We start from the raw sequence: 12,190 nt of genomic DNA on the forward strand, positions 1-12,190 counted from the left end.
AGCTGCAAGTACCGATGCTCACCGACGAATCCGTATCAGCCGCTGATTTCGACCGATTCCAAGGTGACTGGTTCAACCGGCTTGTCCATGGCCGCGGTGCGGACGTTGTTGATCTCGTCGACAACCTTCTGCGACGCTTCGTCAGCGACCTCGCCGAAGATGGAGTGCTTGCCGTTGAGCCACGGGGTCTCGGCGGTCGTGATGAAGAACTGCGAACCGTTGGTGCCGCGTCCCATCTGCTTGCCGGCGTTGGCCATGGCCAACAGGTACTTGCGGTCGAACTGGAGTTCCGGGTGGATCTCATCGTCGAAGGTGTAGCCCGGGCCGCCGGTGCCGGTGCCCAGTGGGCAGCCGCCCTGAATCATGAAGTCCGCGATGATGCGGTGGAAGTTGAGGCCGTCGAAGAAGGGACGCTTGGTGGGTTCGCCGGTGGCGGGATCGGTGAACTCACGCTCGCCCCTGGCCAGTTCCACGAAATTCGCAACGGTCTTCGGAGCGTGGTTGCCGAAGAGGTTGATGGTGATGTCACCATGGTTGGTGTGCAGGATCGCTGTGTGCGTAGAAGCTGTAGTCATACGACCATTCTTCCACGCCCTCGCGGCTTCTGCAGATTCCCTCGGCCCCGTTTGCGGACTCTGTCAGCGTTTCTGCAGACAATTTCATGACGGCCTGATGTCCAGCAGCTTGCACCTAGGCCGTAGACTGAGACAGATCAATTGCCCCCGACAAAGAGGATTGGGAATGTTCATGTCGAAGAAGTCAGCTCGAGATCCGTTCGCTTCGAAGCTCGATTCCGCGAAGAAGACGTCACTCCGAGTCCTGGCCGATGCCAGCGGGGCCGCAAGTCCAAAACTCCGCGAAGCCGCTGACAAGGCACGCCCTCAGGTCGAGGCGCTCGCTGAGAAGGCTCGCCCGCAGGTTGAAGCACTGGCCGATCGGGCCGAAGACCTTGCCGACAAGGCCCGTCCCCAGGTCGAAGCGTTCGCAGACAAAGCGAATGAGCAGGTTCATGCCTGGGCGGACAAGCTCGATGCTTACCGTCCCGAAGCCACCGAACGTGCCGGCAAGTTTGCGTCCAACGCCGCGAACTCGCTTGCAGCCGCTGAGACTCCTCAGCTCGTCGACGATCTCGCTGTGCGCCTGACCGGCGACAAGAAAGCCGTGAAGAAGGCTCGCAAGGCCCTCACAAACGCCGGCAAACGAATCCAGAAGGACACCGCACGCAAGTCCGGTGGTGGCAAGGCCGCAGTCGTGTGGACCCTGGTCATCGGTTCTGCAGCCGGCATCGGCTACTACGTGTGGAAGAAGGCGCAGCCGGTCGAGGACCCATGGTCGACACCGCTGCCCAACAACCGTCCCGAAGATGCTCGCCCGGTGGGTTCGACCCCCGCATCCCGCCAGGGAACAGCACCTGAGGTCTCGCAGACAGCAGTGCCTGAGTCGAAGGCGGCCGCCACGACCACACCGAAGCCTGCGACCGAGGCCAATGAGTCCAAGGACACCAAGGCCACACCGGCGACCATCGCCAAGCCTGCAGAGGATTCGAAGTCGGCCGCCGAGACAGTCGAAGACAAGAATGCCAAGCACTGATCTGTTCTGAGAAGTCGACCGACTTGGTCAACTGACCGGTCGGCTGGCTGGCACAGACAGAAAGAACGGCTCCCGCCGCTGAATTCCTCACTTATCCACGTGAGGCAACTTCAGCAGCGGGAGCCGTTCGTCATTCAGGCGAGCGTCACTCAGGAGGCCGGTCGTCAACCATCAAGCACCTCACGCCTATTGGCAGGCCCACCGCCACGGAAGCGGCCGGAGATCCGCACGGCCAGCAGCCCCGCGATGGTGAAGGCCAGGGTCGCTGCGAGGATGAGCAGGATCGGGGCCGTCCATCCGTCGGTGACATTGCCCAGCCAGCCCGCGAAGGGCGGCGCCAGTGTGGCGGCCAGGTAGCCGCCGCCCTGCACCCGAGCCGAGGCGGATGCGGTTTCCCGGTCGCTGCCGGCGGTGCGGGCGATGATGGAGAAGATCGCAGTGAATCCGCCGCCCTGGGCGATACCCCCGGTGATCGCCCACAGCACATATGAGTTCGGAGCCAGCAGCAGCCCGACGGGCAGTGAGAGCCACAGCGCCGCGATGATGGCCACCGGCACCCACGGCTTGGTTCGGGCCGCCAGCAGCGGGACACCGAATGCGCCGAGGATGGCTGCGACCTGGAACAGAGAAGCGGTGCCGCCCGACGCGGTTGCACTCAACCCTCCCGTGTCCGCCAGGATCGACGGCAGCCACGTCGTGGTCGTGTAGTACGCGATCGACTGTCCGCTGAAGGTGACCACAAGGAGCGCGATGATGGCACGGAATTCAGGAGGTGCCTCGCGCCACGGGCGCCGTACCGGTGTGGGCTGGGGTGCCGGTGGTGTTTCGGCCGACGCTGCGACGATCGCGTTGCGACGGACCCGCAGCCGGATCGCGAATAGCCAGTAGGCGAGTCCGATCATTGCCATGGCGCCCCAGATGGCGATGGCCCACCGCCAACCGAACGCTGCCGCCAAGGGCCCCGTGCCGAGCAGCGTGAGCATAGATCCGACGTTCATGGTGGCCGAGTACAGGCCCGTCACCATCGACACCTGGCTCCACGGGACCTCGCGGCGGATGATCACCGGCACGGCGATATTTCCCAAGGTGATGGCGAACCCGATGATTCCGGTGCCCACAAGCACGAGCCAGGGCGGACCCACGGAGCGCAGCACGGTTCCGAGCAGGACTCCGGTCAGGCACGACAGCACTGCTGCCTCCGCACCGAAGCGTCCGATGATCTTGCCCGCCACAGGGGTGACCAGGGCGAACAGCAGCACCGGCAGACCCGTGAGGAGGCCGACCCCGGCCGCACTCAGCCCGGTGTCGTCCTGGATGTCACTGAGGACGGCCGTCGGAGCGATGATCGGTGCCCGCAGGTTGATCGCCAGAACGACGATGCCCACAACCATCCACGGCAGCATCCGCCGGGCAACGGATGGGTCAGGCTGGTTCACATGCGCTCGGGCACGCGGATGCCGAGAACTCCGAGACCCGCTTCGAGCACCTCGAGGACGGTCTGGCTCAGACGCAGCCGGGAATCGCGCACCTCGGCGGATTCGGCGATGAGGACCGGGCACTGCTCGTAGAACGAGGTGAACGACTGGGCGAGATCGAAGAGGTACGTGCACAGTCGGTGCGGCGCGGAGCCCGCGATGACATCGGCGAGGACATCGGAGAACCCGAGCAGCGCCAGACCCAAGTCACGTTCAGCCGCCTCGCCGAGGTGGATCGGCGCGACCGGATATGCCTCCCCGTCCGCCTTGCGCAGGATCGAACGGATCCGAGCCCCGGCGTACTGCAGGTACGGGGCGGTGTTGCCGAAGGGGGCGAGCATGCGGTCGAGGTCGAAGGTGTAGCTGGTGTCGTGGGCGACGGAGAGGTCTGCGTACTTCACGGCACCGATGCCCACGGCCTTGGCCACGACGGCTTCCTCTTCGGCCGCGAACTCGGTGTTGGACTCCTGCAGAGTGGTCTTGGCGCGGGCGACCGCCTCCTCGAGGAGTTCGGCCAGACGCAGGGGCGCGCCGGAGCGGGTGCGCAGGATCTTCCCGTCGTCGCCGAGCACATTGCCGATCTTCACATGCTCGAACTCGGTGCCCTCTGGCAGCCAGCCGGCGGCCCGGGCGATGGCGAAGACCATCTCGAAGTGCATAGCCTGCGGGGTACCGACGACGTAGAGGACACGGTCGGCGTTGAGTGTGCGCACCCGGTGGCGGACGGCCGCGAGGTCTGTTGTCGCGTAGCCGTAGCCGCCGTCGGATTTGCGGATGATCAGCGGCAGGGGTTCGCCCTCGCGGCCGGTGAATCCCTCGGGGAACACGCACAGTGCGCCGTCGCTGATGCGGGCCAGGCCCTGGTCCTCGAGGTCCTGGCAGACCGCGGCGAGGTCATCGTTGTAGATGCTCTCACCTGCGAGGTCGTCATCGGTCAGGGTGACGTCGAGGAGTGAGTAGATGTGGTTGAAGTAGATCCGTGAGAACCCGACGAGGCGTTCCCACAGCTCGAGGGTCTGGCTGTCCCCGCCCTGCAGCGCGACCACGCGGGCGCGGGCGCGGGTGGCGAAGGCCTCGTCGTTGTCGAACTTCGCGCGGGCTGCCTGGTAGAAGGCGTTGGGGTTGGCCGAGATGTCCTGGGCCGTCTCGGACTCGATGCCGACGTCGAGGAGGTGCTCGATGAGCATTCCGAACGGAGTGCCCCAGTCACCGATGTGGTTCTGGCGGACCACGGTGTTGCCGAAGAGTTCATGGGTGCGGGCCAGCGCATCACCGACGACGGTGGTCCGCAGGTGACCGACGTGCATCTCCTTGGCGACGTTGGGCGCCGAATAGTCGATGACGATCCGCTGTCCGGCGGAGCTTGCGCCGTCGGCTGCTGCACTCGTCTCGGCCCCGACTTCGGTGACCTGTCCCTGGTTCAGGGTCGATGCCAGGAACTCGGGGGTGAAGGTGAGGTTGATGAAGCCAGGCCCGGAGATCTCCGGGGTCACGCAGATCCCCTCGAGGTCGAGATTATCCACGATCGTGGTCGCGATATCGCGTGGCTTGGACTTCAGCTCCTTCGCCAGGGGCAGCGCCACGTTGGCCTGGAAGTCGGCGAACTGGCTGCTCCTGATCACGGGGTCGCGTCGCGCGAAATCCTCGCCGAAGGACTGTTCGAGGGCAAGTGCGAAACGATCGTTGAGAAGCGAAGTCAGAGATGGCATGTCACCATTCTATTGGTCGGGGACCGACTGCGCCGCATGGGCCGTGTCACCTCGGCGCCCAAGCTTGTAATGTAGGTCACGTGACTCAGAATTCTTACCTCCGGTACCCGCACATCCACGGTGATCTCATCGCCTTCACCGCCGACGACGATGTCTGGATCGCCCCGTCAGCTGGCGGACGTGCATGGCGTCTGACCTCGGATCATGTCCCAGTCCGCAGTCCGCGGATTTCGCCGGACGGGACACGTGTCGCCTATGTGTCCTTCCGCGACGGGCATCCTGAACTCATGCTCGCCGAGGTGGCTTCCGGGTCCCTGCGACGGCTGAGCTGGTTGGGTGGAACGACTACGACAATGCTCGGGTGGGCCGATGAGAGCCATATCCTCATCGGATCCAATGCCGGTGAGTTCGAGGTCCGCAATCATGTTGTGAAGTCAGTCAGCCTGGACGGCAGTGTCGAACGCTTGTTCCTGGGTCGGGCCTCGGGGCTGAGCAGACATCACTCGGGTGTGACGGCTCTGTCGACCCCGTTCTCGCGTCCGCCCGCGCACTGGAAGCGCTATCGCGGCGGCACTGCGCCAAGGCTGTGGCTCGATCGTGCCGGTGATGCCTCGGGTGCAGGTGCCCAGTGGCAGCGTCTGCTCCGGGAGGAAGCTGCGTCGCTGACTGATCCGATCTGGGTCGGTGACTCGTTGGTGTTCACCTCCGACCGTGCCGCAACCTTCCCTGATCATGCTCATGAGCAGGCGAACCTGTGGATCTGGGACGGTTTGGCCACGCAGTCCACGTCGGACCGGGCCGCGACCGGTGAGCCGCGGCAGCTGACGTTCCAGACCGAGTCCGAGGGCTATGTCCGCGATGCCACCACCGATGGAACCCGCATCGTGTGGCACAGCCACGGTGAGATCCGCATCCTCGACAGTCTCGACGCTCAGATCAGAACCCTCAATGTGCAGCTTCCCGGCACCGGGGTGCAGCCGCTCAACATCGATCCCACTTCCAGCACCTTAAGCGTCGTCCCGGATCATGGTGGCAACGCCTCGGTGGTGGAATGGCGCGGAAAGACGTTCTGGCTGGCCCATCGCGAAGGCCCTGCGCGGGCGCTGTGTGCGGATTCGTCGATCCGCACCCGTGAACCCGTCGTCGTCGGACAGACCGGACTCGCCGCGTACATCACCGATGTCGAGGGTGAGGACTCGATCGAGGTCCGGGCCGTCTCCGGTGACAAACCTCCTCGGCGGATCGGGGCCGGAGCCCTGGGACGCGTCCTCGATATGGCCTCGGACCCTGCGGGGAAGACCTTGGCCACGATCTCTCACGATGGCAGTATCCGCCTCGTCGACGTCGGCAATGGCAGGACTCGCCTGGTGGGTCATTCGGGCTTCGGTGAGGCCAAGACTCCTCGGTTCTCTCCCGACGGCCGCTACCTCGTGTGGTCGCAGCCGACCCAGGGCGAGGAGATGTTGGAGCGGCTGATGATCGTCGATACGAAGTCGGATCGTGAGGGTCAGGCGCTGACGAATGGGAAGTTCAACGACTTCTCGCCGGCATTCACCGTCGATGGCAAGTACGTCGCGTTCCTCTCGGATCGGACCTTCGATCCCTCCTACAATCAGCATTCCTTCGACCTGTCGTTCAACGGTGTGACCAGACCGTGGCTGCTGCCGCTGAGTTCGACCGAGCCCGCACCCTTCGGCCCGAGTGCCAACGGTTGGGCGATCGGTGAGGTCACCGATGAGACGTCGAAGACGGAGAAGGCAAAGGCGGAGAAGACCGTCGTCACCGCCGACGTCGAGCTTGCCGGGGCAGAGGAGAGGATCGTGGCGTTCCCGGTCTCTTCTGGTGTCTTCCGCAATCTGAGTGCGGCCGAGGGCGGAGTCCTGTGGATGCGCACCGGTGATGCCGAGGATGGTGAGCTTGGCGATAAGCATTCCGGTGATGCCGGTGAGAAGCCGGGCGAGGTGGTCCAGTACTTCGACTTCGCCAAACGCAAGGTCTCCGCAGTCGTCGACAAGGCCGATGACTATGAGGTCTCCGGTGATGGCAAGCTCATCATCGTGACCAACGATGGTGACGTGTCGGTGCGGCCGGCCACCCGCAAGGTCGAAGCCGATGACGATGACACGGTCTCCGTGGACCTCACACGACTGCGGTTCGAACTCGATCAGCGGGCCGAATGGCTGCAGATGTTCGAGGAGAACTCCCGCATCATGCGCGACCATTATTGGCGTGCGGACATGAACGGGGTGAACTGGGAGGGCGTGACCCTGCGCTGGCGTCGAGTCGCCGCAAAGGCGCTGACCCATGACGATCTCGTCGACATCCTGTGGGAGACCGTGGGTGAGCTCAACACCTCACATGCCTATGTCTCTCCGTCCAGACCTCCCGGTGATCAGTCGAAGAAGCTCGGCTTCTTGGGGGCGGATCTGAAACGGACCGATCAGGGTTGGACGATTGCCCGTATCCTGCCTGGTGAGAGCAGTGATCCCGCCGCCAGGTCGCCCCTGCGTCAAGCAGGTGTCGGAGCCCGCGAAGGTGATCTCATCGTCGCCGTCAACGGTCAGTCCGTCGACGAAGTCCGCGGCCCGGCGGCCCACCTGGTGGGAGCGGCCGATTCGATCGTCGAACTCACTCTGCGGCGGGGGCGCAAGGACCGTGTGGTCGCGATCATTCCTCTGGTCGATGAGGAGAAGCTGCGCTACCAGGACTGGGTCCGCTCCCGGCGTGAGTATGTGGCTAAGAAGTCCGGTGGTCGCGTCGGCTATGTCCATGTCCCCGACATGATGGCCGGTGGTTGGGCTCAGCTGCACCGTGACCTGCGGCAGGCGATGTCTGCCGAGGGCGTCATCGCCGATGTCCGGTTCAACCGGGGCGGTCATACGAGTGCCTTGGTCGCCGAGCGCTTCGCGGACAGGGTCATCGCCTGGAACGCCTCCAGGAGCTACGACAAGATGCTTCCCGACCCGGAGGATACCCGCCGTGGCCCTGTGGCCTTCCTCGCGAACGAGTTCTCAGGTTCCGACGGCGACATCATCAACGCACGAGTGCAGGCGAAGGGCCTTGGCCCTGTCATCGGAGTCCGCACCTGGGGCGGCGTCGTCGGCATCGACGGCCGCTACGAACTGGTCGACGGCACCGGCGTGACTCAGCCGCGCTACGCCTTCTGGCTCGAGGGCAAGGGCTGGGATGTGGAGAACTACGGTGTCGATCCCGACATCGAGGTCGAGCACGATCCCTCGCAGCTGTTCAGTGAGGACGATCTGCAGCTCGACCGTGCCATCGCCGAGGTGCTCGCTGGCTTGGAGGATGCACCCGCGGCCCAACCGCCCGAGTTCCCAGCCCCACGGGTCCAGTCGGTGCCGAAGGTGCAGGCCCCAGGCGCGCCCACGGAGTAGGACCGGCGACGGAGCCAACCCTCCGACGAAGCACCAGGACCTGGGCCCGCGCAACCGCTGCAGCCGGCGACGGGACCTGTTCGTCAAGAGTCACTGGCCACGGGCTTCGGTCAGCCGATTACTGTCCGCAAACGGTTTTCACTGTCTGCAGACGTTCGCCCCAGAACGACCAGGCGACCGTTTGCGGACAGCAAATCGGCGTTTCACGCACGCTCACCCTCGACCGGGACGAGCGCCCAGAGGCCGAACGCCAGGAGCACGAATCCGGAGATGATCCCGCTGAAGATGGGAATGAACGCTGGGATCGAGGCGAAGAAGGCGATGAAGCCGGCAATGCCGCACAGGGTGACGACCGTGGCGAGAATATGGAACCGGTTGAGTTTGAACACGTGGCCGAGAGCATAGAAGTGGGTGCCGACGACGAACGCCACCCAGGCCACGCCGAGTTCCGGATGCCCTAAACCGCTCAGCAGGCGCGTACCGCCGAAGAGCGCCAGTGCTTCGATCCCGACGATGATCCAGTAGCTGCGTCCGAAGGGAACGGTCCGACGCGGTCCGGCCGCAGCCTGCCCCTCGTCGGACTCAGCGGACTCAGCGGACTCGACGGACGTTGCTGAGGAGACCTGGGCGCGCTTCATGCGGCCCAGTGAACGAATCGCGAAGAACACGATGACGGCGAAGGCCGCGATCCCCATGACGAGGACGAGGATACGGCCCAGGGTCGAAAACGATGCGCTGTTGACGATGAGGAACACCAGGCCGAATGCTCCGCCGATGAGGGAGCCGATCTCCGCGCCGGCAGCCGGCTGCGGTCTGGTCTCACGGGGTTGAGTCATCACTGCCCTCTCGATTGTGCACGGATACCACGGGATTACGAGGATCGGTTCTACATCACATTCTCGCACTCCGCACCGGGTGCTTCCGCGAACCCACAGTAGAAACGGGTGCTCCCGCGAACCCGCAGTAGAAATGAGGATTCACCACTCCCACTTCACCGACTCAAGGGTATTGACCTCAGTACTGAACTAGTGTTCACTTGGAGTGAACTTAGATTCATTTTCTTGCGGGACAGGCTGCCGCCCCCCGTAGGACATCAGCTTGAGGAGGCAAAGATGACAGAGACACACGAACCCGCTGCTACCACACAGGACTTCGAGGACATCCTCTATGAGGTCGAAGAATCCTTCGCGGTCATCACCATCAATCGTCCCGACTCGTTCAACTCCTTCCGTTCCCAGACCGTCGACGAACTCATCGAGGCACTGACACAGGCCTGGGGAGACAACCAGGTCCGCTCGATCATCCTCACCGGTTCGGGAGAGAAGGCATTCTGCGCCGGCGGCGACGTCAAGCAGAAGGCGAAGACCGGAGACTACGGTCCCAGCCGGTACGGCATGTTCCGTATCTCCGAACTCCACAAGACCATGCGCTCTGTGCCGAAGCCCATCATCGCCGCCGTCAACGGTGTCGCCATCGGCGGAGGCAATGTGCTGAACACACTCTGCGACATCACGATCGCTGCCGCACATGCTCGCTTCGGACAGGCCGGGCCGAAAGTCGGGTCCTTCGACGCCGGATACGGAACGGCCTTCCTCGCCAGGGTCGTGGGTGAGAAGCGAGCCCGCGAGATGTGGTACTTCTGCGAACTCATCGACGCCCAGAAGGCCGAGAGCTGGGGGCTGGCCAATGAGGTCGTCGAGGCCCAAGACCTCATGCCACGGGCCAAGGACCGTGCCCGAGCCCTGGGACTCAAGGCGCCCACTGCGCTGCGCTTCCTCAAGCAGTCATTCAACGCCGACAGTGAGATGCAGACCGGTTTCACCAACCTGGCCATGAGCGCCCTGGACCTCTACGCACACTCACCAGAGTCGCATGAGGGCGCGGCCGCTTTCGCCGAGAAACGCGACCCGGACTTCAGCGGCTTCGACAACGCCTACTGAGCCGTACCCAATCCCCGGGACCAGCTCACACAACGACCATCCCACCAGAATTTGAGGATCACAGTGGACTTCGCAATCACCCCAGAGGCTCAATCACTGCTCGACACCGCAGCGACCTTCGAGGAGCGCCTCATCTCCGAGGCACGTGACCGGGAAGCCGCTGGGCAGATCGGGGCTGAGATCACCCAGGAAATGGGTCGTGCCGGACTCATCGCACCTGAGCTCTCAGTCCAGTTAGGAGGGCAGGGCCAGACGAAGGTGACCGCGGGGCTGGTCACCGAGGCGATTGCCCGGGGAGACCTCAACGTCGCGTACCTGCAGGTGGTGGGCTCATTGATGGGCCAGGTCATTGCCCGCAATGCCAGCGCCGAGGTGGCCGAGCACTATTGCCGTCTCATCACTTCAGGTACGGAGACAGTGGCTATCGGGCTCTCGGAGCCGGACGCCGGATCGGACGCCGGGAATCCGCAGACCACCGCCACGCACGACGGTGACGATTGGATCATCAACGGCACGAAGTCGATGTCCCTGGCACTGACCTCGGCGGCCACGGTCATCTTCGCGAGGACCGATCCGAATGCGAAGAGGGGAAAGGGCATCTCTGCCTTCCTCGTCGACCTTGACGCCCCCGGGGTGACCCGCACAGCGATCACCGACATGGGGCAGTCGGCGGTGGCCCGCGGCTCCGTCGACTTCACCGATGTCAGGATCCCTGCCGATCACCTCCTCGGCGCGGAGGGAGCAGCGTTCTCCCAGGTCATGCAGGGATTCGACTTCTCCCGCGCCCTCATCGGACTGCAATGCACCGGCAGCGCGTTGAGGGCTATCGAAGACGCATGGGACTACGTGAAGGGCAGGGAGGCCTTCGACCAGCCGCTGTCGACGTTCCAAGGCGTCTCATTCCCCCTGGCCGAGGCGGAGACGAAGATGGCAGCCGCCAGGCTCCTGTGTCTGAACACCCTGTGGCTCGGCGACGAAGGCCTGCCCCACACCTCACAGGCAGCCATGTGCAAATGGTGGGCCCCGCTCGAGTCCTACCATGCCATCCATCAATGCCTCCTCCTGCACGGCCAGAACGGCTACATGCAGAACCGCGACGTGGAGAAGCGCCTCCGCGATGTGCTCGGCATGCAGATCGGGGACGGAGCAGCACAGATCATGAAGCTCGTCATCGCCCGAGAATCAGCCGGACGTGCCTTCGCCCCCTGAGCCACCTCCGTCCTCCGAACCCCGGCCACACATATCCGACATATCTGACAACGACACCATCCGAAGGGACCACATATCATGTCTGAACTGGACTCTCGCATCATCATCGTCACCGGCGCCGCCTCCGGGATCGGCAAAGGGATCGCCACCCGCTTGGCGGCAGACGGTGCCACCATCGTCGTCGCCGACCTCGACGCTGCGAAATCACAGGAAACCGCCTCGGCGCTGGGCAACAACTCCATCGGCCTCGCCGTCGATGTCACCGATCGGGCGAAAGTCGATGCCATGACCACCCAAGTGATCGAGACCTTCGGCCGCATCGACGTGCTCGTCAACAATGCCGGCTGGGACAAGGTCGAACCCTTCATGGAGTCGACGGCCGAGACATGGGACCGCGTCATCGCGATCAATCTGATCGGCACCCTCAACTGCACGCAGTCGGCCGCAGCCCACATGATCGCCGCCGAATCAGGGGCCGTGATCAGCATCGGCTCCGACGCCGGACGCGTGGGCTCGAGCGGTGAAGCCGTCTATTCTGCGGCCAAGGGCGGCATCATCTCCTTCTCCAAGACCTTCGCCCGCGAAGTCGCACGACACAACATCACCTCCAACTGCGTGTGCCCAGGTCCGGCCGACACCCCCTTGTTCGCTGAGATCTCCGAGGACAATCCGAAGCTGCGGACCGCTCTGGAGAAGGCCATCCCGATGCGTCGCCTTGCTCAGCCCGATGACCTGGCCAATGCCGTTGCCTTCTTCGCCCGCCCCGAATCCACCTACGTCACAGGTCAGACCCTCTCCGTCTCCGGCGGGCTCACCATGGCCTGAGCCCTACCCACCGAGTCACCACAACGATCTCCCGCCACCGGCACCAA

9 protein-coding genes are annotated in these 12,190 nt (G+C 64.1%); 5 read left to right on the forward strand and 4 right to left on the reverse strand.

Annotated features, from left to right (window positions below):
- Positions 1–35: 35 nt before the first annotated feature.
- Entirely contained in the window at positions 36–575 is a 540-nt protein-coding gene (locus tag INT29_RS05280) for a peptidylprolyl isomerase (RefSeq protein WP_101569985.1), read from the reverse strand.
- A gap of 172 nt (positions 576–747) precedes the next feature.
- On the opposite strand from INT29_RS05280, the gene INT29_RS05285 reads away from it, so the two are divergent.
- The gene (locus tag INT29_RS05285; RefSeq protein ID WP_226841633.1) at positions 748–1,590 is read left to right on the forward strand and encodes a hypothetical protein; all 843 of its coding nucleotides are present in this window, start codon (positions 748–750) and stop codon (positions 1,588–1,590) included.
- 164 nt (positions 1,591–1,754) lie between these two features.
- Here the strand turns inward: INT29_RS05285 and INT29_RS05290 are convergent, their stop codons facing one another.
- Complete coding sequence (locus INT29_RS05290) at positions 1,755–3,026, reverse strand: CynX/NimT family MFS transporter (protein WP_101569983.1); 1,272 nt, start codon at positions 3,024–3,026, stop codon at positions 1,755–1,757.
- The gene (gene argS / locus INT29_RS05295; protein WP_101569982.1) at positions 3,023–4,774 is read right to left on the reverse strand and encodes an arginine--tRNA ligase; all 1,752 of its coding nucleotides are present in this window, start codon (positions 4,772–4,774) and stop codon (positions 3,023–3,025) included. Before argS ends, INT29_RS05290 begins: the two co-directional genes overlap by 4 nt.
- A gap of 80 nt (positions 4,775–4,854) precedes the next feature.
- Here argS and INT29_RS20585 point away from each other — a divergent pair, with 80 nt between their 5' ends.
- Complete coding sequence (locus INT29_RS20585) at positions 4,855–8,169, forward strand: PDZ domain-containing protein (protein WP_319020840.1); 3,315 nt, start codon at positions 4,855–4,857, stop codon at positions 8,167–8,169.
- Positions 8,170–8,372: 203 nt separating this feature from the next.
- Here the strand turns inward: INT29_RS20585 and INT29_RS05305 are convergent, their stop codons facing one another.
- The gene (locus INT29_RS05305; protein WP_193071101.1) at positions 8,373–9,005 is read right to left on the reverse strand and encodes a hypothetical protein; all 633 of its coding nucleotides are present in this window, start codon (positions 9,003–9,005) and stop codon (positions 8,373–8,375) included.
- 276 nt (positions 9,006–9,281) lie between these two features.
- Between INT29_RS05305 and INT29_RS05310 the strand changes: the two genes are divergently transcribed.
- The 3 genes from INT29_RS05310 (at position 9,282) to INT29_RS05320 (ending at position 12,143) form a co-directional block, all read left to right on the forward strand.
- A complete protein-coding gene (locus INT29_RS05310) occupies positions 9,282–10,109 on the forward strand; it encodes an enoyl-CoA hydratase-related protein (protein WP_101569979.1) in 828 nt (275 codons plus the stop codon).
- A 63-nt stretch (positions 10,110–10,172) separates the two neighbouring features.
- On the forward strand, positions 10,173–11,318 hold the full coding sequence (locus tag INT29_RS05315; protein WP_193070948.1) for an acyl-CoA dehydrogenase family protein: 1,146 nt from the start codon (positions 10,173–10,175) through the stop codon (positions 11,316–11,318).
- Positions 11,319–11,396: 78 nt separating this feature from the next.
- On the forward strand, positions 11,397–12,143 hold the full coding sequence (locus tag INT29_RS05320) for an SDR family NAD(P)-dependent oxidoreductase (RefSeq protein ID WP_101569977.1): 747 nt from the start codon (positions 11,397–11,399) through the stop codon (positions 12,141–12,143).
- The last annotated feature ends 47 nt before the right edge of the window (positions 12,144–12,190 follow it).

The sequence above is a fragment of the Brevibacterium sp. FME37 genome (genome assembly GCF_014897485.1).
In the GTDB taxonomy this organism is placed as follows: domain Bacteria; phylum Actinomycetota; class Actinomycetes; order Actinomycetales; family Brevibacteriaceae; genus Brevibacterium.